At 70.0% G+C, this 25,459-nt stretch carries 24 protein-coding genes and 2 pseudogenes; 14 read left to right on the forward strand and 12 right to left on the reverse strand.

Going from position 1 to position 25,459, the window contains the following annotated elements; all coding sequences use genetic code 11:
* Window positions 1-96 precede the first annotated feature (96 nt).
* Window positions 97-903 carry an SDR family NAD(P)-dependent oxidoreductase gene (locus ACFWP5_RS42075; RefSeq protein WP_384169659.1) on the reverse strand — a complete coding sequence of 269 codons (807 nt, stop codon included), beginning with the start codon at window positions 901-903 and terminating at the stop codon, window positions 97-99.
* Between the two features lie 96 nt (window positions 904-999).
* Between ACFWP5_RS42075 and ACFWP5_RS42080 the strand changes: the two genes are divergently transcribed.
* A complete protein-coding gene (locus tag ACFWP5_RS42080) occupies window positions 1,000-1,311 on the forward strand; it encodes a hypothetical protein (RefSeq protein ID WP_384169661.1) in 312 nt (103 codons plus the stop codon).
* Window positions 1,312-1,602: 291 nt separating this feature from the next.
* Here ACFWP5_RS42080 and ACFWP5_RS42085 read toward each other — a convergent pair whose 3' ends face one another.
* The 4 genes from ACFWP5_RS42085 to ACFWP5_RS42100 all read right to left on the reverse strand — a co-directional run bounded on the left by ACFWP5_RS42085 (window position 1,603) and on the right by ACFWP5_RS42100 (window position 5,050).
* Window positions 1,603-2,646: a glycoside hydrolase family 5 protein gene (locus ACFWP5_RS42085; protein WP_384169663.1), complete on the reverse strand. Its 1,044-nt coding sequence runs from the start codon at window positions 2,644-2,646 to the stop codon at window positions 1,603-1,605.
* A 370-nt stretch (window positions 2,647-3,016) separates the two neighbouring features.
* A complete protein-coding gene (locus ACFWP5_RS42090) occupies window positions 3,017-3,844 on the reverse strand; it encodes an SAM-dependent methyltransferase (protein WP_384169665.1) in 828 nt (275 codons plus the stop codon).
* Window positions 3,845-3,929: 85 nt separating this feature from the next.
* Window positions 3,930-4,181: a DUF397 domain-containing protein gene (locus tag ACFWP5_RS42095; protein ID WP_266879120.1), complete on the reverse strand. Its 252-nt coding sequence runs from the start codon at window positions 4,179-4,181 to the stop codon at window positions 3,930-3,932.
* A complete protein-coding gene (locus ACFWP5_RS42100; protein ID WP_384169667.1) occupies window positions 4,178-5,050 on the reverse strand; it encodes a helix-turn-helix domain-containing protein in 873 nt (290 codons plus the stop codon). The genes ACFWP5_RS42095 and ACFWP5_RS42100 overlap by 4 nt, the downstream gene beginning before the upstream one ends.
* 240 nt (window positions 5,051-5,290) lie before the next feature.
* On the opposite strand from ACFWP5_RS42100, the gene ACFWP5_RS42105 reads away from it, so the two are divergent.
* The gene (locus tag ACFWP5_RS42105) at window positions 5,291-5,737 is read left to right on the forward strand and encodes an ATP-binding protein (protein WP_384169669.1); all 447 of its coding nucleotides are present in this window, start codon (window positions 5,291-5,293) and stop codon (window positions 5,735-5,737) included.
* A 40-nt stretch (window positions 5,738-5,777) separates the two neighbouring features.
* Here the strand turns inward: ACFWP5_RS42105 and ACFWP5_RS42110 are convergent, their stop codons facing one another.
* Window positions 5,778-7,064: a PP2C family protein-serine/threonine phosphatase gene (locus ACFWP5_RS42110; protein ID WP_384169671.1), complete on the reverse strand. Its 1,287-nt coding sequence runs from the start codon at window positions 7,062-7,064 to the stop codon at window positions 5,778-5,780.
* A gap of 204 nt (window positions 7,065-7,268) precedes the next feature.
* Here ACFWP5_RS42110 and ACFWP5_RS42115 point away from each other — a divergent pair, with 204 nt between their 5' ends.
* The 4 genes from ACFWP5_RS42115 (at window position 7,269) to ACFWP5_RS42130 (ending at window position 10,690) form a co-directional block, all read left to right on the forward strand.
* Window positions 7,269-8,081 carry an SAM-dependent methyltransferase gene (locus ACFWP5_RS42115; protein ID WP_384169673.1) on the forward strand — a complete coding sequence of 271 codons (813 nt, stop codon included), beginning with the start codon at window positions 7,269-7,271 and terminating at the stop codon, window positions 8,079-8,081.
* A gap of 185 nt (window positions 8,082-8,266) precedes the next feature.
* Window positions 8,267-9,118 (forward strand): SigB/SigF/SigG family RNA polymerase sigma factor, encoded by an 852-nt coding sequence (locus ACFWP5_RS42120; protein WP_384169700.1) that lies wholly within the window; start codon window positions 8,267-8,269, stop codon window positions 9,116-9,118.
* A gap of 141 nt (window positions 9,119-9,259) precedes the next feature.
* Window positions 9,260-9,838 (forward strand): hypothetical protein, encoded by a 579-nt coding sequence (locus tag ACFWP5_RS42125; protein ID WP_384169675.1) that lies wholly within the window; start codon window positions 9,260-9,262, stop codon window positions 9,836-9,838.
* A 180-nt stretch (window positions 9,839-10,018) separates the two neighbouring features.
* Window positions 10,019-10,690, forward strand: coding sequence for a TetR family transcriptional regulator (locus ACFWP5_RS42130; RefSeq protein ID WP_384169677.1), 672 nt, complete (start codon window positions 10,019-10,021; stop codon window positions 10,688-10,690).
* 3 nt (window positions 10,691-10,693) lie between these two features.
* On the opposite strand, the gene ACFWP5_RS42135 is transcribed toward ACFWP5_RS42130, so the two are convergent.
* Both ACFWP5_RS42135 and ACFWP5_RS42140 read right to left on the reverse strand, forming a co-directional pair.
* On the reverse strand, window positions 10,694-11,530 hold the full coding sequence (locus tag ACFWP5_RS42135; protein ID WP_384169679.1) for a DUF2993 domain-containing protein: 837 nt from the start codon (window positions 11,528-11,530) through the stop codon (window positions 10,694-10,696).
* 9 nt (window positions 11,531-11,539) lie between these two features.
* Entirely contained in the window at window positions 11,540-12,148 is a 609-nt protein-coding gene (locus tag ACFWP5_RS42140) for a TetR/AcrR family transcriptional regulator (protein ID WP_384169681.1), read from the reverse strand.
* A 107-nt stretch (window positions 12,149-12,255) separates the two neighbouring features.
* Between ACFWP5_RS42140 and ACFWP5_RS42145 the strand changes: the two genes are divergently transcribed.
* The 5 genes and pseudogenes from ACFWP5_RS42145 to ACFWP5_RS42165 all read left to right on the forward strand — a co-directional run bounded on the left by ACFWP5_RS42145 (window position 12,256) and on the right by ACFWP5_RS42165 (window position 18,347).
* On the forward strand, window positions 12,256-13,875 hold the full coding sequence (locus ACFWP5_RS42145; RefSeq protein ID WP_384169683.1) for an MFS transporter: 1,620 nt from the start codon (window positions 12,256-12,258) through the stop codon (window positions 13,873-13,875).
* A gap of 141 nt (window positions 13,876-14,016) precedes the next feature.
* A pseudogene (locus tag ACFWP5_RS42150) lies at window positions 14,017-15,330 on the forward strand (FAD-dependent monooxygenase); the annotation flags it as partial.
* A 109-nt stretch (window positions 15,331-15,439) separates the two neighbouring features.
* Complete coding sequence (locus tag ACFWP5_RS42155) at window positions 15,440-16,213, forward strand: alpha/beta fold hydrolase (RefSeq protein ID WP_384169702.1); 774 nt, start codon at window positions 15,440-15,442, stop codon at window positions 16,211-16,213.
* Window positions 16,210-17,257 (forward strand): annotated as a pseudogene (locus ACFWP5_RS42160) (VOC family protein). Before ACFWP5_RS42155 ends, ACFWP5_RS42160 begins: the two are co-directional and overlap by 4 nt.
* Before the next feature lie 31 nt (window positions 17,258-17,288).
* Complete coding sequence (locus ACFWP5_RS42165) at window positions 17,289-18,347, forward strand: YbhN family protein (RefSeq protein WP_384169685.1); 1,059 nt, start codon at window positions 17,289-17,291, stop codon at window positions 18,345-18,347.
* A 49-nt stretch (window positions 18,348-18,396) separates the two neighbouring features.
* Here ACFWP5_RS42165 and ACFWP5_RS42170 read toward each other — a convergent pair whose 3' ends face one another.
* The gene (locus ACFWP5_RS42170) at window positions 18,397-19,182 is read right to left on the reverse strand and encodes an SDR family NAD(P)-dependent oxidoreductase (RefSeq protein ID WP_384169687.1); all 786 of its coding nucleotides are present in this window, start codon (window positions 19,180-19,182) and stop codon (window positions 18,397-18,399) included.
* A gap of 87 nt (window positions 19,183-19,269) precedes the next feature.
* Here ACFWP5_RS42170 and ACFWP5_RS42175 point away from each other — a divergent pair, with 87 nt between their 5' ends.
* Window positions 19,270-20,121: a helix-turn-helix transcriptional regulator gene (locus ACFWP5_RS42175; protein WP_384169689.1), complete on the forward strand. Its 852-nt coding sequence runs from the start codon at window positions 19,270-19,272 to the stop codon at window positions 20,119-20,121.
* A gap of 6 nt (window positions 20,122-20,127) precedes the next feature.
* Here ACFWP5_RS42175 and dmpG read toward each other — a convergent pair whose 3' ends face one another.
* From dmpG to mhpD, 3 genes are read right to left on the reverse strand one after another with little or no spacing between them, the layout of a single operon-like run.
* Window positions 20,128-21,150, reverse strand: coding sequence for a 4-hydroxy-2-oxovalerate aldolase (dmpG, locus tag ACFWP5_RS42180; protein WP_384169692.1), 1,023 nt, complete (start codon window positions 21,148-21,150; stop codon window positions 20,128-20,130).
* Window positions 21,147-22,082, reverse strand: a complete 936-nt coding sequence (locus tag ACFWP5_RS42185) for an acetaldehyde dehydrogenase (acetylating) (protein WP_384169694.1) — start codon at window positions 22,080-22,082, stop codon at window positions 21,147-21,149. Before ACFWP5_RS42185 ends, dmpG begins: the two co-directional genes overlap by 4 nt.
* Entirely contained in the window at window positions 22,079-22,930 is an 852-nt protein-coding gene (gene mhpD / locus ACFWP5_RS42190) for a 2-keto-4-pentenoate hydratase (RefSeq protein ID WP_384169696.1), read from the reverse strand. Before mhpD ends, ACFWP5_RS42185 begins: the two co-directional genes overlap by 4 nt.
* Before the next feature lie 105 nt (window positions 22,931-23,035).
* On the opposite strand from mhpD, the gene ACFWP5_RS42195 reads away from it, so the two are divergent.
* Complete coding sequence (locus ACFWP5_RS42195; protein ID WP_384169704.1) at window positions 23,036-23,785, forward strand: IclR family transcriptional regulator; 750 nt, start codon at window positions 23,036-23,038, stop codon at window positions 23,783-23,785.
* Window positions 23,786-23,844: 59 nt separating this feature from the next.
* Window positions 23,845-25,404 (forward strand): hypothetical protein, encoded by a 1,560-nt coding sequence (locus ACFWP5_RS42200; protein WP_384169698.1) that lies wholly within the window; start codon window positions 23,845-23,847, stop codon window positions 25,402-25,404.
* Window positions 25,405-25,459: the final 55 nt, after the last annotated feature.

Consider the following 25,459-nt stretch of genomic DNA (forward strand, 5'->3'; position numbering starts at 1 on the left):
TCTGTCCGATCGGCTGGGGGTTGTAGGCGACTCTGGCACAGGCCACCGACACGTGTTCTCACAGGCCGCGACTACACCCTGGATTGTGAAGAGCCATCAGAACGCCTTTTTTGACACCTCGTCCCAGTTCCGCCACTCGTCGAGCCGCGCCTGGTACTCCTTCGTGATCCTTTCCAGCGGGCCTTGACCGAAGAAGATCCGCAGCGGCGGCTGTTCCGCGTCGACCACGGTGAGAATCGCCGCGCGCGTCGCGCTCGGGTCGCCGCGCCGGGAGGAAATCCCCGACATGGCCGCACGGAAATCGTCGTAGGCCGGAAGGTGCTCGGTCTGCACCGCGGAGGGCCCCGCCCATTCGGTGGCGTACCCGGCCGGCTCGACCAGGGTGACCTTGATGCCGAAGCCCTTCACCTCGGCGGCGAGACTCGCGGTGAAGCCTTCCAGGGCGAACTTGGACGCGTGGTAGATGCCGAGTCCGGGAAGTGAGGTGACGCCGCCGATGGTCGACACTTGGATGATGTGGCCGGACCCGCGGGCGCGGAGGTGGGGGAGTGCCGCCTGGGTGACCCAGAGCGCCCCGAAGACGTTGATCTCGATCTGGTCGCGGGCCTGCTGCTCGGTCACTTCCTCGACCATGCCGAACAGGCCGTAGCCCGCGTTGTTGATGACGACGTCAAGCTCGCCGAACGTGTCGATGGCCCGGTGCACGGCCTCGAACGCGGCCGCGCGGTCGGCGACGTCGACGCTCAGCGGCAGGATCGCGTCGCCGTACTTCTCGACCAGGGCGTCGAAGGCGGAGTCGGAACGGCTGGTCGCGGCGACCCGGTCGCCCCGTTCGAGCGCGGCTTCCGCCCACTCCCGGCCGAATCCCTTCGAGGCGCCGGTGATGAACCATGTCTTCGCCATGATTTTCCTCCTGGGTACATGCTCTTGTTCAGTGACCAATATGACCAGTGAACTTGGTCAGTGACCAAGATGTCAAACCCGAGAGGAGTCCCTTGTGTGGCGGTCAAGGGGTGCGGTGCGGTCTTGGTCGGCGACCAAGGCGACTTGGATGCGAAAGGATCATCCCCGGTCATGGTCGCGGCTGTGCGCTATCGGGATTTCTTCCACGGCATGTACACGTGGCTATCCGGTCTGTGTGACGAAGAGAATCGCGGCACTCTCGATGAAATTCACCGATTCTGTGCAGACGACGGACGCATCATCACCTGCGGTCAAGTCAAGGCGGCCGGTGTCGAGGAGCTGCGGAAGCACTTCGGGATCTATCCCCGGCAATACGAAGAGGTGGAATCGTCCGCGGCGCCTTCATGATGTCGCCCGCGGATCAGGATGTCGTACTCGATGACGACTTCGTCTCCCGACTCCAGGTATGTGCAGTACGGCTCCCGGATCGGAGACACTGGCCGGCAGGAATTCCGTGTGATGGCGATCTTCTCCATCACTGACGGCAAGATCTCGGAAATGCGTCAGATTGCCGGAGTCAAGGCGGGAGACGCCTGACCGCCGCCGAAGCCAGTGCCCAACGCGCCCTGATCCGTGCCCCCGTCGCACGGGAGACACGGATCAGGGCGTTGGATCAGTGCACCGGATCAGGACACCGGTTCAGGACTTCACGGGCTTGCCGCGGCCCCAGGACCAGGCCAGGCGGTCGGCGCCGGACTGGTTGGTGGTGACCAGCCAGGGGCGGGCCGCGTCGCCGATGAGCTTCTGGATCGAGTACGTGTCGTCGGTGCGCAGGCCGGGCCAGTACACCGAGCCCATGCCGAGCTTGCGGAAGGTGTCGGTGTCGGCCTGGATGAAGTTGACGGAGTTGTCGGCGGGAGTCGGCACGTTGTAGTTCAGGCCCGTGGTCATCGGGGCGCCGAACTCGTCGGCCACGGTGCGGTTCGCGCAGTCGCCGAGGCGCTCCTTGAGGTCGCTCACCCACTGGTCGTAGGTGGCGTAGTCCTTCCAGAACCCGTAGTGGTGCAGCGAGAGATACGTGCCCTTCAGGCGCGGGTCGGCGCAGACCGTCGTGACGTGGTCGTTGTAGCCGGCGCCGCTGACGAACACGCGGTTGCGCGGCACCGAGCGGTAGGTGTCCAGCCACTTGGCGGCGAGGTCGGCCCACTCGGCGTCGGTGTAGCCGTGGGGCTCGTTCATCGGCTCGAAGTAGACCCGCTGGTTGTGCTGGTATGCCTTGACCACGGTGTTCCACATGGGCCAGTACGTGGCGGGGTCGTCGATGAAGCCGTCCTTGTTGGCGCCCGTCCCCTCCCAGTACGAGACGATGACCTTGAACCCCTGCGCCGTCGCCGCGTCGATGACCCCGCGGTAGGACTTCCAGTAACTGCCGTTCACCGTGTACGGGTTGATGGGCAGCCGCACCGTGTTGGCGCCGAGGTTGGCGCGGAACGCCGCGATCACCCGGGTCGCCTTGGCGTACGTCTGGGCGTAGGTGTCGGTGAGCGACAGGCCGGACAGGACGACCGGGTCGTCGGCGTAATTGTCGCGCGGGTCGGCCCAGTTGACGCCCTTGAACTGGGACGTGTTCGTGCTCGGCGCGGCGGAGGCGGGGCTGCCTGCCAGCGTGGTGCCGGTGACCGCGGCGATCGCGACGGCCACGAAGGTGGCCCGCAGACGGGTTCTGGCGGGGATGGTGCGCATCGACTTGCCCTTTCAGGAATGGCGACTCCGCGCATGGTGAGGCCTGCGCGCGGCTGAGCGGCCGTCGGAACAGGTACCGGGCGGGACGGATGACGTCGGCTCGTCGTCCCAAGTCCCGGTGGGTTCGGTGGTGGTGGGGGGAGTACGGGCACGGTGGGCCCTGCTCGCCGGGAGCCTCCTGTCCCCCCTCCTCCACCGGCCGTGACGCGGTGTTTACGTAAACATGCTGCGATCGGAACGCCGCCCGGATCTGTCGGTCGGGCGTCCCTGGTGATGTTTACGCAAACATGGCGGCGCCGGAATCGTGGCATCCGGCACCGCCATCGTCAAGGTTTCCCGCACGTAACGTCGTTGGCGTCCCGCGACGGGTCTACGGCTTGATGCCCACCCCGGTCCACAGGCTGACCTTGGCGTCCGTGGGCGCCTGGTCCTCGGGCCACTCCTCGGTCACGGGGTCGGGACGCCAGCGGTACCCCACGGCGATGCCCGGGTCGAGCAGGTCGAGCCCGGTGAAGAAGCGCGCGACCTCGTCCCGCGTGCGGACCTTCACCGGTGTCCCGGCCTCGTCGTAGATCGCTGTGACCTTCGCCCAGGTCTCGGGGTCGAAGTCGGGGGTGCAGTGGCTGATGGCCAGGGCGCTGCCCGAAGGAAGGACCGAGAGCAGACGGGCCACGAGCCCGTACGGGTCCTGGTCGTCGGTGACGAAGTGCAGGAGCGCGTTGAGGGACAGCGCGATCGGCCTGTCGAAGTCCAGTATGTCGGCCACTTCGGGCGAGTTGAGCAGCGTATCGGGGTCGTTGACGTCCGCCTGGACGTACGCGGTACGGCCCTGTCGGGTGCTGCGCATCAGGCGCTCGGCGTACTTGAGGACCAGGGGGTCGTTGTCGGCGTAGACCACCCGGGCCTCGGGCACCACGGACTGGGCGACCTGGTGCAGGTTCGGCTCGGTGGGGATGCCCGTGCCGATGTCGAGCCACTGGCGGATGCCGTGCTCCCGGGCGAGGACCCGGGTGGCCCGGTGCATGAACCCGCGGTTCTCACGGCCGGCGACGAAGACGCCAGGGTAGACGCCCGCGACCGCCTCGGCCGCCTGCTTGTCGACCTCGAAGTGGTCCTTGCCGCCCAGGTAGTAGTCGTACATGCGGGCGGAGTGCGGCCTGCTGGTGTCGATGTCCCGCGCGGCGTGGGGGTTGGTCATGCTCTCCCTCTCAAGTGGTGTGCATCGGCGTCTCGGGCAGATCGCAGCCGGGCCGGCTCCCAATCCCTCACGCCCGTGGTCTGGTTCAGCCGGCCATCAGATGGTCGGCCAGGCCCCGCTTGACCCCGTCGACGAACGCGGCCATCTCCTGGGGCGTGTAGATCAGCGCGGGTCCGGCGGGATCGGTCGACTGGCGCAACGCGATGCGCCCGTCGGCCAGTTGCTTCGTCTCCACGCACTGTCCCCCGTTGGGACCGCTCCAGGGGCACTCCCAGCCCTGCTCGCCGAGGTTCGACGCGGGCATCCCGTTGTAGACCTTGCCGTCCGTGGTGGTCATGAGTACTCCTTGCGCATGCGGTTCAAGAGCGCCTTGCTGTCCGCGGACGAGGTCAGCAGCGACATCCTGTTGTGCGCTTCCAGATGGGCCACGACATCGGATCGCTGGTCCAGGTACATGGAGGCGGAGAGGATCTCGCTGTAGACGACGTCGGGCAGCTCCGGTTCCTGGAACCGGAAATAGGTGAAGGGTGCGCACGCCCCGACGTGGGCACCCGCCGAGAACGGGACGATGTCGACACTGACGTGGTCCAGTTCCGAAACCTCGAGGAGCCGGTCTATCTGGTCCCGCATGACCGCGGGACCGCCCACCACCCGGTGGAGCACGGCTTCTTCCAGCACCGCCCACAGCGTGGGCGAGTCCGGCCTCTCCAGCAGACTCTGGCGGCGCAGACGTAACTGCACCCGCCGTTCGAGGTCTTCGTCGTTGTCGTTCGGGAAGCCGCCACTCAGCACGCCTCGCGCGTAGTCGTACGTCTGCAGGAGTCCCGTGACGTAGTGCGGCTCATAGGTACGCAGGGTCTTGGCGCCGGTCTCCAGGCTCACATAGGCGGTGAACCAGCCGGGCAGCACATCGCGGTAGGCGTGCCACCAGCCGGGCTCGTTGGCGCGGTCCGCGAGGGCGACGAACTCCTCGATCTCCTGACGGTCGGCGCCGTAGGTCTCCAGCAGCTTCTCGACGTAGAGCGGTTTGAGGCCGACCTCGGCCTTCTCCAGACGGCGGATGGTCAGGGAGGTCACCCGCAGGGCCCTGGCGGCGTTCTCCAGGGACACGCCCGCACCCTGTCGCCGCTCCTGCAGCCGCCGGCCGAGGATCATGCGGAGAACAGTGGGTGCACCGGCGCCGGTGCCCGAACGAGCTTCGCTCACGCCCAACCTCCTGAGGGACTGTCACCGGCATTAGTCTGACAGCGACTTGCTGATGCCGCCAGACGGAAACCGACGTTCTGAAATTATCAGGGAGTCGGTTGCAGCTTGAACTGAGCTATGGGCATAGTTACTTGTGTGAGCGATCCGGGCCTCCCGCTGGAACACCCCAACTCCGGCAGGCCGGTTGCTGATGCTGTGCGTCTCCCGCCTGCGCCCGCCCCCGATGGAAGGCGAACCACCGTGTCCCCCCACACGACTCCCTCCCCGCAGCTCTTAGACGTCGTCAGCCCGGACCTGGCGCACTGGCTGGAACTACCGGCGCACCGCTCAGGCGTCCGGGTCGCCCGGCACGCCATGGGCGCGCAACTCGCCAAGTGGAGCCTGCCCGAAGCGGTACGCGACGACGCGGTGCTGCTCATCTCCGAGTTGGCCACCAACGGGGTGTGCCACACACCCAGCGCGAGACTCCTGTGCGGTATCGGGCTCGTCACCGACCGTAGTCTGCGCATCGAGGTCCACGACCACGACTACACGGGCAGCAACCTCACCCGCTGCGAGCCGTGCCCCGACGACGAGAGCGGACGCGGACTGTTCATCGTGCAGGCGCTCGCGGACACCTGGGGGGTCGACCGGTCGTCGCTCACCGGCGGAAAAGCCGTGTGGGCCACACTGTCCACCGGCTACTGACGCCGGACACGTGGAGGGGGCGAGGACGCCCGCGGCCTGTTCAGGTGGTCGCGGGCGTCAACTCGGCCAGCAGCAGCGTGCGGTCGTCCGCCCCGGGCGTCGCGGACGGGGCCCGCAGCAACCGCTCGCACAGCGAGGGGAACCCCTCCTCTCCACCGGCCGGCGTGGGCTCGGCGGCAGCGGTGTCGAGGGCCCGGGCCAGACCGGCGATCTCCTGGTCGATGTCGGCGTGCCGCGACTCGACCAGCCCGTCGCTGTACAGCAGGAGCAGGGCCGGTTCGTCGATGGTCAGTACCGTGGCCTCGTAGTTGCCCGTGCCGAGCCCCAGCGGCAGCCCCGCGCTGGCGAGCGTCACCGGTACGGCCGGTCCGCCCGGGCCGCGCAGCAGTGGAGGCGGGTGGCCGGCGCCGACCAGCGTGCACGAGTGCGCCTTGGCGTCCCACTCGGCGTAGATACAGGTCGCGAACGACGCACCCGGAGTGTCGTAGGCCAACTCGTCGAGTCGGCGCATGAGTTCGGCCGGTTCCATGTCGAGCCGGGCCAGGGTGCGCACGGCCGTACGCAGCTGGATCATGGCTACGGCGGACTCGGGGCCGTGGCCCATCGCGTCGCCGACGACCAGACCGACCCGGCCGCCGGGGCGGGGCAGTACGTCGAACCAGTCGCCGCCGATGATGTTGCCCTGACCGGCCGGAAGATAGCCGTGCGCGATGCGGCAGCCGTGGAACGCCTGGGCCGGGTCCGGGAGCAGGCTGTTGCGGATGGCCAGCGCGGTGCGGCGCTCGCGTTCGTAGCGGCGCGCGTTGTCCAGGGCGACACTGGCCCGCGCCGCCAGCGACTCCACGGCCACGGCCTCACCGGGCAGGAACTTATCCCGGTCCGGTCCGCGCGTGCAGGCGATGAACCCGACGGTGGCGCCCCGCAGTTGGAGCGGCACGACGAGGAAGGACGCCGTCCCCAGCAGGTCGTCTATGCGCTGCGCGTCCCCGCCCGCGGAGGCCAGCAGTCGCTCGGAGGTGTGCTTGTCCACCGCGTCGAGCAACTGCGTGTGACCGCTGGCGAGGGCCCGCGCGTACGGGGTCTCGCGCGGAAAGACGACCACCTCGCCGACCGGCAGCACACCGTCCCAGCTCTCGGGCGCCTCCGTACCCACCCGCAGTGCCAGCCGACGCGCCTCGATCTGGGGCGGATCCACGGCGGGATACGCGTTCTCCTCAAGAACCCACCGCTCCAGCAGGTACACCGACGCCGCGTCGCAGAACCCGGGCGTCAGCGCGTGCACGACATGGCTGCCGGTCAGCCGCAGGTCGAGCTCCGAGCCGATCACGTCCGCGGCGGGAGCGAAGGCCTGCCTGCGGCGTGGGGGCCCGGCAGGGGGTGCGTCACCGTGGTGACTGCGCGGTTCGTTCCGCAGGGTCGTGCCTTTCCGGGTGGGGGACCGGCCGCGTGGCGTGGGGCAAGCGGTCTGCCGTGCTTTCGGCGGCAACTATATGATGACGCGTCAAAGATCTTCGGGCGAAAGGGAGTTGTGGTGACGGACAGTGGAGGTCTGCCGCAGGGGATCGATCCTCACAAAGCGAGCGTCGCCCGAATGTACGACGCGATGCTGGGCGGTGAACACAATTTCGCCATAGACCGCGAGGCGTTGGCGGCCTTCACGGCGATCGACCCCCAGGTGCGCACCCTGGCCCGCGCCAACCGCGACTTCCTCGGCCGGGCCGTGCGCTTCCTTGTCGAGTCCGGCGTACGGCAGTTCATCGACCTCGGCTCGGGCATCCCCACCCAGGGCAACGTCCACGAGGTCGCGCAGGCAGCCAGCCCCGGAGCCCGCGTGGTCTACGTGGACAACGACCCGGTGGCCGTCGCCCACAGCACCTCCCTCCTCGCCGACAACCCGGACGCGGACATCGTCGACGGCGACATCCGGAGGCCGGCCGACGTCCTGTCCGTCCCGCGGGTACGGAAGTTGATCGACTTCGATCAGCCCGTCGCCGTACTGATGATCACGATCCTGCACTTCGTCACGCCCGCTGAGGACCCGGCCGGCATCGTCGCCGCCTTCCGCGACGAACTGCCCGACGGCAGCTGGCTGGCCATGAGCCACGCCACCAACGAGGACCGCCCGGACACCGCGGCGGCCGTGGGCAAGCTGTACAGCTCCAGGGCCACTTCGCCCGTCACCGCCCGCTCCTACGACGAGATCCTCGGCCTGTTCGACGGCTTCGACCTCGTCACGCCCGGCCTGACCTACGTCCCCCTGTGGCGCCCGGACCCGGAGGACGAGATCCCGGAGAACCCGTCGGAGTACTGGGTCTACGCGGGCGTCGGACGCAAGGGCGCCTGAACGCGGCTTACTGGTCACCACGTTCGTGGGAAACGAGGTGCGCGCCCCGAATTTGGCCGGTTGAGGGGGAGTGAGCCGCGAGAAGCGGGGCAGGGGGCTCTTGTCGGCAGTTCCTTCGGACGAATGGGGTGGGCGTTATGGCAGCCGTGACGGCAGCGGAGGCACCGGCCACGGCAGGACGGCGGATGACGGCCGGGGAGACGCTCCCGGTGATCGGGGAGGCGCTTCCGCTGATCGCGGAGCCGTCGAAGGTGAGCCCGAGGGACGCGCGTGAGCTGTCGCGCCAGTTCTTCGACCGGCTGACCTCGCTGGAGGAGGGCACCCACGAGTTCCAGTACGTGCGCAACACCCTGATCGAGATGAACCTCTCCCTCGTGCGCTACGCGGCCGCGCGCTTCCGCAGCCGTAGCAACAACGAGATGGAGGACATCGTCCAGGTCGGCACGATCGGACTCATCAAGGCGATCGACCGGTTCGAGCTCTCGCGGCAGGTGGAGTTCACGTCGTTCGCCGTTCCTTACATCGTCGGCGAGATCAAGCGCTTCTTCCGCGACACCAGTTGGGCCGTCCACGTGCCGCGCCGACTGCAGGAGGCCCGCGTCGAGTTGGCCAAGGCGACCGAGGAACTGCGGTCCCGCCTCGGCCGTACGCCCACCACGCGTGAGCTGTCCGAGCTGATGTGCCTCTCCGAGGAAGAGGTCATCGAGGCCCGCAAGGCGTCCAACGGCTACACCTCCTCCTCGCTCGACGCGGCGCTCAGCTCCGACGCGGGCGCCGAGGGCGAGACCGTGCTGGCCGATGTCATCGGCGAGGAGGACCCGGGGCTCGAACTGGTCGACGACCTCAGCTCCTTGGCCCCTCTGATCGCCCAACTCGACGAGCGCGAGCGGAAGATCATCCACATGCGCTTCGTCGAGGAGCGCACGCAGGCCGAGATCGGCGAGGAACTCGGCATCTCCCAGATGCACGTGTCCCGGCTCATCAGCCGTATGCTCCAGCGCCTTCGCGCGGGTCTGCTCGACCCCGCGGTCGCCTGACGGGACGTTCCGGCCCAACAAACCGGGCTGTTGGGTGTCTTCACCCTCCCCGGATGTCCGTTCTGCGGCACTCTCGTACTGTGCCGGGCCGGCGCCTCAGGTGCTCACCCGGCCGTCGCGGGGTTGCCGGAAGGGGGAGTTGTGGCGTGGCGGAGTGAGGAGTTCGGGGAGTCCCACGAGGGCATCGTGGGGGCGGTCCTCGCCGACGGCAGTGAGCCGAAGTCCGTGTATCTGGATGTGGGCAGCGGTAGTTGTGGCTTCGAGACGCGTGAGTGGTGGGCCTACAACGGGTGGATGGGCCGGCCGAAGGCGGCCGGCTGGCGGGCTTCCTGCGCGTGCGGTTGGCGCGGGGAGAGCCATCCCATCGACTGGGACCAGGTCGAGGACCACGACCTGGACGACCTGGACACCTCCGACGCGTACGACGACTGGTGGGAACACATCCACGCGGTCGAACGCCGGACGGTCCCGTTGCCGGAGGAACTCTCCGAGCTGATGGAGCAGTTGGAGGCACGGCTGGACGCACTCTCGGACACGGCACCGGTGGCCGCGCTGAAGGCGGTGGCCATCCTGGAGCGCATGGCCGCCCGGGTCGGCAAGGAAGCGGCGTACGGGGCGCAGGCCGACGACGTGCCGGGCGAGACACTCGGCAAGGCGCTCGGGCTGAGCGTGGACAAGGCCCGGTCCCGGCTCGACCGCTACCTTCGCGCCTACTACTGACGGACGGCGGGCGGAGCCCCTGTCCGCGGTACATGTCGGAGCCGTGTCCTTGGCCGGGGACGGCAGGGAGGCCGGCCGGCGCCCGCGGTGCCGCGCCGCCGTGGAGTCGGGGGCGCGTGCCAGACTGGACGTACCGCTCGCCCCCCGCTCCGTAGCTCCCGCACTTCACCGAGGTTGTCCGTGACCAAGCCCCCGGCCAGAGTCCCCCAGCGAAGCAACGCGCGCTCCAACCGGGAACGCATCCTGGCCACGGCCCGCCGGGAACTCGGCCGGAACCCGGACATCACCCTGGAGGAACTCGCCCGCGCGTCCGGCGTCGTACGACGCACCCTGTTCGGGCATTTCCCCGGCCGGGAGGCGCTGCTCGAAGCGCTGGCCGAGGAGGCGTCGGAGGCCCTGCGGGCAGCGCTGCCCGCCGATCCGGCGCCGTCCGGTGCGGGGGCGGAGTCGGCCGACCGGTCGTACGCGCGCTTCGTGCTGTCGATGTGGACCGTGGGCGACCGCTACCGGCTTCTCCTGGCGCTGGCCCGGAGGGACCTGGGCGTGGGGCGCGTCACCGAGATCCTGTCACCGGCCCGCAGCGCGGCCACCACCATCCTGGACCGCGGCCAGCGCGACGGCGTCTTCCACACCCAACTGCCGGCCGCCGTGCTGAGCGCCGGACTCGAAGCCATGTCGATCGCCCTGCTCGAAGAGGTCAACTCCGGGGAACTGGAGGACGACGGTACCCATGCGGCGGTCGCTTCGCTCATCGCGGCCGGTGTGCCGGAGAAGCAGGCGCGTGTCGTGGTGGACGAGGTCGCATCAGCGGATGAGGTCGCGTCGGTGGACGAGACCGTCGCGGACGGCTGAGCCTCAGGCGTACCCGTACGACGAGTCGCCCGGCACCCAATCCCGCACCGAGTCCCGCACCTCGTCGTTCCGCGAGCCGTCATCGGAGGACCGGAAGGTGACCGACTCGCCCGACAGTCGGGCACTGAGCCCGCTCTCCGTCGTGGTGACCGAGCGCAGCCGCAGGCCCTGAGGGATGTTCCGCAGCCGGACCGGCCGCTCGAAGACCTCGCCGAGTGCCACTCGCCCCACCTCGGGCAGCAGCCCGCCCGTGACCTGGAAGTCCTTGAAGGCGATGCGGTTGCCGGACAGCACCGAGACGGTCGCCGCCACGGTGACGTCGTCGCCGGTGGGCAGGAGGACGCTCGCGCGGACCTGGTCGGGACGGGAGCCCCGGGAGATCTCCAGCCCCAGCGCGTCGGACATGTCCGGGTAGGAGAGCAGGGCGGTCGCCTCCGCCGAGCGGGCCAGCGCCTCCGTGTCGTCGTCGGATTTCCTCAACTCCGCGAGCCGTAGGGAGAGTTCACTCACCGGAAGCGGGCCGGTGGTATCGCTCGCCGGTATGTCGTGCGCGGTGATGTCCACGTGCCGCAGGGTGCCGGCGGCGAGCTGAGTCAGCACGGGGAAGCCCCGCACGTGGACCTCCGGCGCCGAGGGGGTGCGCATGCCCTCCTGGAACGCCTCGGCCGTACGGGACTCCACCCGCGCCGTCGCGAAACGGTCGAGGGCGACGGGCACGAGGAGCAGCGCGAGCAGCGAGCCGACGGCGATGACGACCGGTCGCCGGTTCCTCCGGGGCGGGCGTGCGTCACCGGGTTCGTACGCGGGGAACGTGGCGTCGGCGTAGTCGTACGGGTGCATGGGTCTCCTTCAACGGGTTGGGCGCAGGCGGTGAACCGTGGTGGCCGCGAGGCCGGGTCCGACGCCCGCGGTGATGAGGGCCGCCGTGACGGCGGCTGTGCCGTCGTCGGTCCAGAGGCCGGAGTTGACGCTGTCGAGCAGCGCCAGCAGCTGTGCCTCCAGGGCTCTGCTGAGCGGGCCCGGCGGGACGGCGGTGTGGAAGACGCCCTGCCGCTGGCCCTGGCCGAGGATCGCGGCGACCGTGTCACGGGCCGGGCCGAGGAGCTCGTCGACCCGGTCGGGGCCGAGGTCGCGGTGGGCGAGGGCGATGAGGGTGCGGTAGCGGTCGCCGACCGACCAGAGTGTGAGGACGAGGCGGGCCAGGGAGGTCACGGGATCCGGCATCGGCGTCCGGGCGACGGTGCTCGCACGCCGTACCGCCTCCCCGGCGTCCGCCGCGAGGCCGTGGACGAGCGCGCCCCGACCGGCGAAGTGCTCGTAGAGGGTGCGCCGCGCCAGGCCCGCGGCCTCGGCGATGTCACCGAGGCTGCTGTCGGGGTCGCGGCCCAGTTCCCGCCGGGCCGCTTCCAGGATGCGGGTGCGGGTGGCCCGGGCCTTGGCGCTGGTGCGGCCGGTCACGTCGACACCTCCTGGAGGGTCTGGTCCGTCTCGGCATAGTTGCACATCGATGGGCAATAAAATAGTCTGCACATCAGTGAGCAATTAATGTCGTCCAGGAGCCTCCGATGCCACTCTTCGCCACCACACCCGTCGACAAGATGACCGGGCCGTACACGCGGCGCCGGCCTGCCCTGATCGTGCTCTGTCTGAGCCTGCTGATCGTGGTCATGGCGAACACCTCGCTGATCGTGGCCGCCCCCGACATGACTACTGACCTGGGCCTGAGCAGCAGTGATCTGCAGTGGGTCATCGACGGCTACACCGTCCCGTACGCCGCGCTGATGCTCGTGCTGGGCTCGATCGGCGACAAGTACAGCCGTCGCGGCGCGCTCCTCACCGGCCTGGTGGTCTTCGCCGGCGGATCGGTGATGGGCAGCCTGGTGCACGAGACCGGACTGGTCATCGCGGCCCGCGCGGTCATGGGCGTGGGCGCGGCGGTGGTCATGCCGGCCACGCTGTCCCTGCTGGTCGCGATCTTCCCCAAGCGCGAGCGGGCGCGGGCCATCACGGCCTGGACCGCGACCTCGGGCCTGGCCATCGCTGTCGGCCCGCTGGTCGCGGGCTGGCTGCTGGAGGACCACGCCTGGGGTTCCACGTTCCTGATCAACGTCCCCATCGCCCTCGCCGCTGTGGTCGGCGCCCTGGTTCTCGTACCGCCGTCCAAGGCGGACGGGATGGGCCGCATCGACTACGTGGGCGGTCTGCTCTCGATCGTCTCGGTCGGCAGCCTGGTCTACGCGATCATCGAGGGCCCGCACTTCGGCTGGGGCGCGGGTCCGGTCACCGCGGCCGTCGTCGCGGCTGTCGGCCTGCCCGCCTTCGTGGCCTGGGAGTTGCGTCACCCGCACCCCATGCTCGATGTCCGCAAGTTCGCTCAGCGATCCTTCAGCGGCTCGATGACGGCGGTCCTGTTCTTCTTCTTCGGCACCTTCGGCGCGATCTACTACGCCACGCAGTTCCTGCAGTTCGTCCTCGGCTACAACGCGCTGGAGACGGGCGTGCGCCTGCTGCCGCTGGCCGGTGCCGTGTTCCTCGGCGCCGCGGTCACCGGGCGGCTGACCCCCAAGCTGGGCATGAAGCCGATGGTGGTGACCGGCATGGTGCTCGGCACCGTCGGCGTCCTCCTGCTCACCCAGGTGGACAAGACCTCCACCTACGGCGACTTCCTGCCCACGCTGCTGCTGCTCGGCTTCGCGATCGGGCTGAGCGTCTCCCCGGCCACTGACACGATCATGGGCTCCTTCCCGGAGAACGAGCTGGGCGTCGGCGGCGGCGCCAACGACACCGCGCTGGAACTGGGCGGTTCCCTCGGTATCGCCATCCTGGGCTCGCTGCTGGGCACCACCTACAAGGACAAGCTGACCGGCCTGGTCGGCGGGCACCTCCCCGCCGCCGCGCTGGACACCGCCAAGGACTCGGTCGGCGGCGGCCTGGCGGTCGCCCAGCAGATCGCGAAGACGCCCTCCGCCGGACCGCGGCAGGCACAGGCCCTGGTGGACGCCGTGCAGGAGGCCTTCGCCCACGGTGTCGCGCAGACCAGCCTGGTCGGCGGGATCATCATGGCCGCCGGCACGCTGATCGTCCTCGCGGTCCTGCCCGGCCGCCGCACCACCGCGACGCCCGAGCCGCAGCAGTCGCAGGCGACGGAGCCCAGCCGCGACCCGGAGCACGCCGACTCCGCCTGAACGCCCCGCGGTTGGGACCTGAACCGACCGAACTCCTCGACACCCAGCGCCCGTTGGTCGACAGCCCGAATATGAGGAAGCGAGAGAACATGCCAGCCCCGTACCGCATCGACGTCCACCAGCACCTCCTCCCGCCCGCCTCTCACCGCACTCCCGACCTCGCGCGGCCACGGCCACCCGCCACAGATGTTCATCTACCAGCCGGCCCTGGAACGGGTCCTGCGTGACGGCGTCGACCGCTACCCGAAGGTGGAGATCCTGCTCCGCCACGAGTGCCTGCGGATCCAACAGGGCCCGGACGGCGTCGAGTTGACAGTGATCGCGACCGTCGACGATTCCGTACGACGCCTGCGCGCCTCCTACGTCATCGCCGCCGACGGCGGCTCCAGCCTCACCCGCGCGCAGCTCAACGTGGGCTACGAGGGGCGGACGTACGAGGACCGTTGGGTCGTCATCGACACCGAGATGCTCAAGCCGTGGCCGGACCACGACCGGCTGCGCCGCTGCGATCCGGCCCGGCCCGCCGTGGACTGCCCGACGCCGCTGGGCCATCACCGCTGGGAGTTCCCGATCCTCCCGGGCGACGACGAACGCCGACTGACCACCGACGACGCGGTGTACGAGCTGGTGTCCCGATACGGGATCGGCCGGGACGACGTCCAGGTCCTGCGGGCCACCGTATACAGCCAGCATGTGCGCTTCGCCGCCCGCTTCCGCGTGGGCCGCGTCTTCCTCGCCGGTGACGCCGCCCACGCGATGCCGCCGTGGATCGGCCAGGGCATGGCCGCCGGCGTACGCGACGCGGCCAACCTGTGCTGGAAACTGGCCGCCGTACTGCGCGGCGAACTGCCCGACACAGCCCTCGATTCCTACGAGGCCGAACGCAAGCCGCACGTCAAGGAGGTGACCAGACGGGCGGTGTTCGTCGGCCGGGTCATCACCGAACGGCGGCCTGTTGTGGCCCAGTTGCGTGATGCGTTACTGCGTCCGCTCAACCGGATCCGCGGCTTCAGCAGGTGGCTGCAGGACTCGAACTGGATACCCGTCGCCCACTACGCCGACGGCCTCCAGGGCCGCCCGCGCACCAAGGCCTCCGGGCATCAGATCCCGCAGCCCTGGGTGACCGGCCCGGACGGGGAGCGCGTACGACTGGACGACGTACTCGGCGGCCGTTGGCTGCTCCTGCACGCCGGACCGCCCGTGCCCCAACCCGCCCGGGACCGCCTGGGCGTTCCCGCGCTGACCGTCACACCTGTCGGATCCCGTCCCGCCGAGGGCACCCTCGTCGACAGCGACGGTGTGCTGCTGCCCTGGCTGAGCAAGCACCGGGCGGCCACTCTCGCGCTGCGCCCGGACGCGTATGTCTACGCCGCCGCCCGCGCCGGGGCCCAACTCCTGCCGCCCCCGGCCGGATTCACCCCGACATCGCGTACGACCGTCCCGATCACGCAGTGAGGAATCCATCATGACCGCGCCCGCCTCACCGCCCCCGATGCGAGAGTCGCTGCTCGACATCGCGGGCAAGGAGATCTTCGTAGCGGAGTAGGGGGAGGGGCCGGCGGTACTGCTGCTCCACGGCGGCGGGCCCGGCGCCTCCGGTGTCTCCAACTACTTCCGCAACATTGAGGAGTTGGCCAAGGAGTACCGGGTCATCGTGCCCGACCTGCCCGGCTACGGCCGCAGCACCAAGGGCATCGACGGCGCCGACCCCTTCGGGTACCTGGCCGACGGCATCCGTGGGGTGATGGACCAACTGGGGCTGAACAAGGCCCACTTGGTCGGGAACTCCTACGGCGGTGCCTGCGCGCTCCGGCTGGCCCTGGACCCACCCGAGCGGGTCGACCGCATGGTGCTGATGGGACCCGGTGGCATCGGAACCACCCGTGCCCTGCCCACCCCCGGGCTCAACAGCCTGCTCAACTACTACTCAGGGGACGGGCCTTCGCGGCTGAAGCTGGAGAAGTTCATCCGCACCTATCTCGTCTTCAACGCGGCGGAAGTGCCGGACGCCGTCATCGACGCGCGCTACGCGGCCAGCGTCGACCCCGAGGTGGTCGCGGCCCCGCCGCTGCGGCGACCGTCCGGCCGTGACGCCCTGCGCACGCTCTGGAAGATGGACTTCACCCGCGACCGGCGGCTGTCCCGGCTGCCCGTGCCCACCCTGGTGCTGTGGGGCGCGGCGGACAAGGTCAACCGGCCCCAGGGCGGACGCGTGTTGGCCGAGCGGCTGCCCAACTGCGACCTCTATCAGGTGGCCAACACCGGGCACTGGGTGCAGTGGGAGCGCGCCGAGCTGTTCAACCGGGTGTGCGCCGACTTCCTGGCGGGTGGGCGATGAGGGCATCCAGCGCATCCGCCAGCGCCGTCGACATCGCTTCCGACACCGCCTCCGTCTTTGGCTCGGTGCACCTCGGCTACCTCGTCATCGAGACCGAGTGCTTCGCCGACTGGCGCCGCTTCGGTACCGACGCCATCGGTATGCACCATGACGCGCTCGACACTGGGCTGATGCGGTTCCGTCTTGACGAGCAGGAGCGCCGGTTACTGTTGCGGCGCGGGCCGGCCGAGGACGTCGTAGCGACGGGTTGGCATGTCGACGACCATGCCGCCTTCGAGCGGATCGAGGCCTGGGGTGCGCGCCCACGGCGTCCCGGTCGTCGCGGGTACCGCCGAGGAGGCCGCGCTGCGCGGAGTCGAACGGCTCGTGCGTTTTCCCGGGCCCAAGGGCATCACCCAGGAGATCCACACCACTCCCATGAGGTCCGCGGAGCCGCTGCGCATGCCGGCCTCCGGATTCGTCACCGGCGACTCCGGGATGGGGCATGTCGCGATCACGTCCACCAGGCCGACCCAGTTGCGGGGCTGCTTCAACACGGTGTTCGACGCGCGGCTGACGGACTACATCGACGAGACGATCAGCGGCGTCAAGCTCAAGATCCGCTTCCTGCGGGTCAACGAGCGCCACCACTCCGTCGCGATCGCCGGTGTGCGCGGGCTGCCCATCGACCCGGTCCGTACCCGCGTCCAGCACCTCAACATCCAGGCGGCCGGGCTCGACGACCGCGCGCGGAGCTACCAGCGTGTGTGCGAACTCGGCTTCGACATGGCGCTGTCAGTCGGGCAGCACACCAACGACAAGGAACTGTCGTACTACGCCCGCACCCCCTCGGGCTTCGAGTGGGAGGTCGGCTGGAATCCCGTCGTCGTCGACGAGGCGACCTGGGAGCCCGGCAGCCACCAGGGCATCAGCATCTGGGGGCACACGCCGGTCGGCCGGACCATCGTGCATAAAATGGAACAGTTCCGCCTCGGTGCTCGCTCCCTCGTCCGCTCGGAGAACACCGTCCCCGCATTGAGCGGTGCCGGCATCGCCGACGGCTGAAGCTCACTTCACGAAATCGACGGTCCTGCCTGTGCACGCTCCGGACACCACCGCCACCGAACCGGCCGACGCCGCGCCCCGACACACCCGACACTGGCTGCGGCCGCTGGTGATCACGGTCCTGCTCGCGCTGTTCACCACCGAACTGGTGCTGGGATGGCCGTCGTTGGCCGCCGCGCTGTCGCAACTGCGCGCACCCCGGCTGAACTGGTTCGCCGTCGCGCTCGTCGCCGAAGTGGCCGCCATGGGCTGCTACGCGCGCATGCAACGCCGGCTGCTGCGCTCGGCCGGGGTGATCGTGCCGATCCAACGGCACATCGCCCTCGCCTACGCCGCCCACTCGCTGAGCGTCACCCTGCCCGGCGGCCCGGCCTTCTCCACCCACTTCAACTACCAGCAGATGCGCCGCTTCGGAGCCACCCCCGCCGTCGCCTCCTGGTGCATCGCGCTGTCCGGCATGCTCTCCGCGGCGGCCCTGGCCGTCGTCACCGCGATCTCCGCGATCGCCTCCGACGGGAGCCTGCAGTGGCACAGCCTCGTCACCCTCGGCCTGGCCGTGCTCCTGCTCACCGTCGGCATCCGGCGCATCACCCGCCACCCGGAGAAGGTCGAACCGGCCACCCGCGCCGCGCTGGCCCGGGTCAACCGGCTGCGGCACCTTCCCGAGACCCAGGGCCTGGACCGCATCCGCGGCTTCGTCGAGCAACTCCGTACCGCCCGGCTCGAACCCCGGCACGCGGTCGCCGCCGCCGTCTTCGCCGTACTCAACTGGCTGCTCGACGCGGGCTGTCTGTGGCTGTGCTTCCACGCCATCAGCGACACACAGATCAGCAGCGCCCAACTGCTGCTCGCCTTCTGCGCGGGCATGGCCGCCGGGACCCTCACGATCATCCCGGGAGGCCTCGGGCTCATCGACAGCGCGCTGATCCTCGGGCTGGTCACGGGTGGCGTCGCGACCAGTACCGCGATCGCCACGGTCGTTCTCTACCGGATCATCAGCTTCGGGTTCATCATCGGCGTCGGCTGGATAACGTGGCTGATCATCCGCCGCCACAACCGCCGGGAGCCGGTGTCTGAACCGGCCGTCTGAACCGGCCGTCTGAACCGGCCGTCTCGCGGATCGCCGAGCCGCCCGACCGTCAGGCCCGCGCGCCGCCGTCGACCCGCAGGACCGTGCCGGTCACGAAGGAGGCGCGGTCACTGAGCAGCCAGGCCGCCGCCTGGGCGATCTCGCCGGGGTCGGCCGCGCGGCGCAGCGGGGTGTGCGCCGTGAGGCGGTCCTGGAGGCCGGGGGATTCCGCCTCCCAGGCCCTGATCATCTCGGTGAGGGTGTTGCCGGGGGCGATGGCGTTCACGCGGATGCCCTCCGGGCCGTAGGTGATGGCAGCCGACTCGGTGAGGCTGTTGACCGCGCGCTTCATCGCGCCGTAGGCGGGCAGTTCGGGGTTGCCCATCAGACTGCCGACGGAGGAGTTGTTGACGATGGCGCCGGTTCCCGCGGTGGCCCGGATGGCGGCGACCTGGGCGACCATGGCGAGCCAGACGCCCTTGAGGTTCACGTCGTAGACGTGGTCGAAGTCGCTCTCCGGCAACTCGTCCATCGGACCGGGGCGTTGGATCGTGGCGCCGTTGTTGAAGGCCACGTCGAGCCGGCCGTACAGGTCCACGGTCCGGTCGACGGCTGTGCGCACGCTGGTCGCGTCGGCCAGGTCGCACACCACGTAGTCCGCGGTGCCGCCTGCCTCCCGGATCTCCTCGGTGACGGTCTTCAGTTGGGCCTCCGTCCGGGCCGCGAGCAGTACCCGGGCGCCTTCGCGGGCGAACAGTCGTGCCGCCGCCGCGCCGATGCCGCGTCCGGCGCCGGTGACGAAGGCGACCTTGCCGGACAGCAGGCCGAGGGAGGGGGAAGTGGAGGTGTTGGTCATGGCAGCGAGCCTGCGCCGGTGCGTCGAGCTGATCCAGGCACCGGCAGTACCTGGCTGGACCGGCCGGAGCGCGTACACACTGGGGGAGTGGATCGACGAGAACTGGGCGACTTCCTGCGCAGCAGGCGTGAGCGGATCACCCCCGCCGATGTGGGGCTGCCCGCGGGACCGCGCCGCCGTACCCCGGGGTTGCGCCGCGAGGAGGCGGCGCAACTGGCGTTCATCTCGACCGAGTACTACACACGGCTGGAGCAGGCGCGGGGCCCGCATCCGTCGCGCGAGGTACTGGCCGGGCTGGCCCGCGCCCTGCGCCTGACGGACGCGGAGCGCGACCACCTCCACCACCTGGCGGGCGTGCCGCCGGGCCCGCCGCCCGGTCCCTCGCGCGAGGTGCGGCAGAGCATCCTCGACCTGGTGCACCGGCTGCCGCAGGCCGCCGCGTTCGTGGTGTCCGCGACGTACGAGGTGATCGCCTGGAACGATCTCGCGGCAGCCCTCATGGAGGACTTCTCGGCCCTGCCGCGCCGCGACCGCAATCTCGTGCGCCGCGTCTTCCTCGGACCGCATCCGCAGGGGCGACGGTTGTACGGAGTGTCGGACACCGACGCGTTCGCCCGCCTCGCCGCCCACGACCTGCGCGCCACCGCGGCCCGTTACCCCGACGACCCGGAGCTGACCGAGCTGGTGGGTGAACTCCTCGCAGGGAGCGAGGAGTTCACCGAGCTGTGGAACTCCCACGACGTGGCCGCCGCGCCCACTTTCTGCAAGACCTTCCAGCACCCGATGGTCGGCCCGGTCACCGTCAACTGCGACGTCCTCGACATCGCCGACCGCGACCAGCGGGTCGTGATCTACACGACGGTCCCCGGCTCACCGTCCGAGAGCGCCCTGCGGCTGCTGTCGGTCATCGGCACGCAGCGCATGGACATCACTCCCTGACGCGGATCAGGCCGTGCTCTCCGCACGCGCGACCAGATCCAGCGCGATGTCCGTGATCATGTCCTCCTGGCCGCCGACCATCGCCCGCCGCCCGGCCTCGACCAGGATGCTGCGCGTGTCGAGGCCGTAGCGGGCGGCCGCCGTCTCGGCGTGGCGCAGGAAGCTGGAGTAGACGCCCGCGTAGCCGAGGCTGAGGGTCTCGCGGTCCACCCGTACCTCGCGGTCCTGCAGCGGTCGTACGAGATCGTCGGCCGCGTCCATGAGGGGGAACAGGTCGCAGCCGTGCTTCCAGCCCATCAGGTCGGCGACCGCGACGAACGCCTCCAGCGGACAGTTGCCCGCGCCCGCGCCCTGGCCCGCGAGGGAGGCGTCGACGCGGAGGGCGCCGCCCTCGACCGCGACGACCGTGTTGGCCACGCCGAGTGCGAGGTTGTGGTGGGCGTGGATGCCCAACTCGGTCTCCGGGGCGAGGACTTCGCGGTACGCGCGGAAGCGGTCCCGGACCCCGTCCATCGTCAACCGGCCCCCGGAGTCGGTGACATAGACGCAGTGGGCGCCGTAGGACTCCATGAGCTTGGCCTGGCGGGCGAGTTCGGCGGGCTCGGCCATGTGGGACATCATCAGGAACCCGGCCACGTCCATGCCCAACTCCCGCGCGGCGGCGATGTGTTGGGCGGAGATGTCGGCCTCGGTGCAGTGCGTGGCGACCCGCACCGAGCGGATGCCCAGGGCATGGGCCTGCTTGAGGTCGTGGACGGTTCCGATGCCGGGCAGCAGCAGGGTCGTGGGGATCGACTGCCGTACGACGTCGGTGACGGCCTCGATCCACTCCCAGTCGGTGTGGGCGCCGACGCCGTAGTTGATGCTGGAGCCGGCCAGACCGTCGCCGTGCGCGATCTCGATGGCGGCCACGCCCGCGCTGTCCAGGGCGGCGGCGATCGCGCGGGCCTGGCCGACGGTGTAGCGGTGCCGTACGGCGTGCATGCCGTCCCGGAGGGTGACGTCCTGGACGTAGAGGGACGGGTTCACTTGACTGCCTCCTTGCCGGTGCGGGCGGCCATGCGTTCCGCGGTGCGCAGGGCGGCCGAGGTCATGATGTCGAGGTTTCCGGCGTAGGCGGGGAGGTAGTGGGCGGCGCCCTCGACCTCCAGGAACACCGACACCTTGAGCAGTTCGCCCGCGCCCGGCGCGAGGCTGCGCAGTGGGTCGTCGGCGGCCACCGTGTCGTACTGGACCTTCTGTTTGAGCCGGTAGCCGGGCACGTACGCCTGGACGCGGCCGACCATCTCCTCGACGGACGCGGTGACGGCCTCGGTCGCGCAGTCGGAGACGAGGCAGTGCACGGTGTCCCGCATGATCAGCGGAGGTTCGGCCGGGTTGAGGACGATGATCGCCTTGCCGCGTGCGGCGCCGCCGACCTTCTCGACGGCGGAGGACGTGGTCTCGGTGAACTCGTCGATGTTCGCGCGGGTGCCAGGTCCCGCGGAGCGTGAGGCGATGGACGCGACGATCTCGCCGTAGTGGACCGGGGATACCGCGCCCACCGCGGCGACGATCGGGATCGTGGCCTGGCCGCCGCAGGTGACCATGTTGACGTTCGGGGCGTCGAGGTGGGCGTCGCCGTTGACCGGCGGGACGACGTACGGGCCGAGGGCGGCCGGGGTGAGGTCCACGAGGGTACGGCCCAGCGGGCGCAGCACCTCCTCGTGGTGGCGGTGGGCGCCCGCCGAGGTCGCGTCGAAGACGATGTCGACGTCGGCGAACTCGTCCAGTTCGACCAGTCCTTCGACACCCTCGTGGGTCGTGGCGACCTTCAGGCGGCGGGCGCGGGCCAGGCCGCCGGAGTCCGGGTCGATGCCGGCCAGCGCGGCGATCTCCAGGGTCTCGGACAGGCGCAGGACCTTGATCAGGAGGTCGGTGCCTATGTTGCCGGAGCCGATGATGGCGACTTTCGTGCTCACTGACGGTCCCCTTCCTTGGCCTTCTTGGATTCCTCGGCGAAGCGGACCCGTACGGAGCCCAGGTCCGAGATGTGGGCCTCGAAGGCGTCGCCCGGGGCGGCCGGGGTCATCGGGCCCAGGGCGCCGGTCAGCACGAGGTCGCCGGCGCGCAGCGGATCGCCCCGCTCGGCGAGGGCCGAGGCGAGCCAGACGGCGGCGGTGAGGGGGCTGCCGAGACAGTCGGCGCCGGTGCCTTCGGAGACGGTCTCGCCGCCCCGGCTCATGGTCATCGTCACCGTGCGCAGGTCCACGGCGGTCAGCGGTACGGGCGTCGCGCCCAGCACGTACAGACCGCAGGAGGCGTTGTCGGCGACGGTGTCGACGAGGGAGATGTCCCAGTTCCGCACCCGGCTGTCGACGATCTCCAGCGCGGGCAGCGCGAAGTCCACCGCGCGCAGCACGTCGACGATCGTGCACTCGCGTTCCGGCAGGTCCCGCCCGAGGACCAGCGCGACCTCCGCCTCCACCTTTGGCTGGAGCAGCCGACCCACGGGCACCTCGCCGCCGTCCGGCACCGCCATGTCCGCGAACAGCGCGCCGAAGTCCGGCTGATCCACGCCGAGTTGACGCTGGACGGCAGGGGAGGTCAGGCCGATCTTGCGGCCGACGATCCGGCGGCCGGCGGCCAGACCGCGCCGGACGTTCAGCTGCTGCACGGCGTAGGCGGTCTCCAGATCGCCGTCCGCCAGCAGCTCACGCACCGGCGGGCAGACGACCCCGGTACGGGTGGCCTCCGCCAGCAGGTCGGCGGCCTTGACCACGGCCGGGGACACGGCGTCCGGACGGGCGCCGTCGGGCACGGTGGGCACGGGTTACCTCCTGGGAGAGCGGTGCGGGTACACCCCTCGGTATAGACAGCATCCCGGCAAAGGGACAATGTTTGTTCCGTGACACGGAACAACGCGAGCGGCAGCATGCTGGAGAAAGCCGCGCTCATCCTCGACTGCTTCAGTCCGAGCGGCGGACCGTACCGCCTGTCGGAACTTTCCGAGCACACCGGACTGCCCAAGCCCACCGTCCACCGGCTGGCCGCCGACCTCGTCCGGCTGGGCTGGCTGGAGCGCTCGGGCCCCCGCTATCTGCTCGGTGCGAAGCTGTTCGAACTGGGCTCGCTGGTGCCGCACCGGCGCGATCTGCGCGAGACGGCCCTGCCCTTCCTCCAGGACCTCTTCGAGGCCACCCGCGAGACCATCCATCTCGGCGTCCGCGAGGGCATGGAGGTGGTCTACCTCGAACGCATCCACGGCCACGAGGCCCTACGGCTGCCTTCGCGCATCGGCGGCAGCCTGCCCCTGACCTGTACGGCCGTGGGCAAGGCCCTACTGGCCTTCTCCGGCGCCGAGTTGACGGAAGAGGTGCTGTCCCGGCCGCTGCCCAGCCTCACCCCGCACTCGATCACCGACCCGGCCCGCCTGCGCATGACCCTGGAGAAGATCCAGGTCTCCGGCCTCTCCTACGAGGAGCAGGAGGCGGCCCTGGAGGTGAGCTGCATCGCGGCCCCGGTGTTCGCCGGTGACACCGCGGTCGCCGCGCTCTCGGTCGCCGTACCGCGCACCCGCTTCCGGCCCGCTCAACTCGCCCCGGCGGTGCGGACGGCGGCGCTGGGACTGTCCCGCGTGCTGCGCGGCGGAGGGCCGGTAAAAACCCCACTGTCCTGGCGATGAACCCGACCGTACACTGACAAGTCACGGTAACGGGGGCATCGTTGAGCGGGGGGAGAATCATGTCCGAGGATCAGTACGGGGCTGTCCAGGGGTTCGTCGTGCCACCGATGCCGGCGTCTCCACCACCCGCCCCGCCGGACCGACTCAGATCCGTCGCGGTCGGCCTCCTCAACCTCAGTGGACTCGGGCTCGGTTACGCGCTGATGCGCCGCTGGCTGCTGATGGCCGCGTGCTGGGTCGCGACCATCGTGCTGCTGCTGGTGGCCCTGCCCGCCGACCCGGACGGCGTCTCGGGCACCGTCGTCACCCTGTACGTCGTGTTCCTCGTACTGGCCGCCGTCCACGGCGCGTTGGTGGGCCTGCGCACCCGCCTCGCCTGGCCCTCGCCCACGCCGGTCGCGGTCGTGCTGGGCCTGGTCCTGCTCGCCGTACCCGCCGGGGGAGTCGTCCTCTACGACAGCGCCCGCGATGAGGCGACCCAGCAGATGCTCCTCGACCGGCTGGAGACGGCCGACCAACTCGTCGCGGACTCGGGGAGGTTGACGTTCTCGGTGGCCGAACCCCACTACCGCCAGGCGCTGGGCGTGTACGACGACCTCAGCACCGCACACTCCGGTTCACGGGCGGCCGATCGCGTGCCCGACCGGCTGAAGACCTTCTACACGACGGTCGCCGGCGCCTACGCGCAGAAGAACTACTGTGACGCGATACCCCAGTTGAAGTATCTGCGGACCGTCCCCGGCACCATCGGCAAGAAGGAACTGGGCACGCTGACCACCTGGCCGGACGACCGGCTGGCCACCTCGCTGTACGAGTGCGGCTCCACCGGGCTGGCCGCCCAGCGCGCGGACTGGTCGACGAACTTCGGCGATCTGCTGGCCACGTTCCCGCAGTCGTCCCAGGCGGGTCAGGTCGAACCGGCCGTCAAGTCGGCCGTCACCAACGGGGTGAAGGGCGTGTCCGGCAGCCAACCGTGCACGGCCGTCGAGGGGTTGGAGAGCCTCTCCACCCAGATCGGGAGCCTGCAGGGCGGACAGGCGGGCGGCGTGGCCGACGCGCTCGGCGCGGATGCCCAACGGGCCGGCAGCCAGGCCGACTCCGGTGCCTATCAGTGCGGTGTCTTCCAGTACAAGGACGGCGACTTCGACTCGGCGCTCACCACGATGAACGACTTCGTGAAGAAGAACACGCACGACAAGAACCGGGCCCGGGCCAAGAAGATCGCGATCGCCGCCGAGGTGGCCCAGACGGTCCCGGCCGCGGGCAAGAAGCTGCCGACGAGTGCGTCCGGCGGCAGCATCTCCGTCACCGTCATGAACGACAGCCCGGACGACATCACGGTCCTGTACACCGGGCCGGTGACCGGAAGCTTCACGCTCAAGGGCTGCGGAAGTTGCACGTCGTACTCCCTCACCACCACCCTGCTGAAGGGGTTCAAGCCGTGCAGCTCCGGCAAGAGCTACCCGCAGAAGACGATCAGTCTGCCGACCGGTACGACGTACTTCGTGCACCGTCCCGACAGTTCCACCGCGACGCCGGCCTCGGACACGGCCAAGCTCAGGTCGGGCTACATCTACACGGAGTGCGCCTACAGCACGGGGGCCTTCGGCACCGGGTGACGTACGGGGATCGGGAATTGAGGGCGGCGGGCGCCCCGGCACTTCGGTGCCGGGG

Source organism: Streptomyces sp. NPDC058469, from assembly GCF_042721125.1.
Taxonomy (GTDB): Bacteria; Actinomycetota; Actinomycetes; order Streptomycetales; family Streptomycetaceae; genus Streptomyces.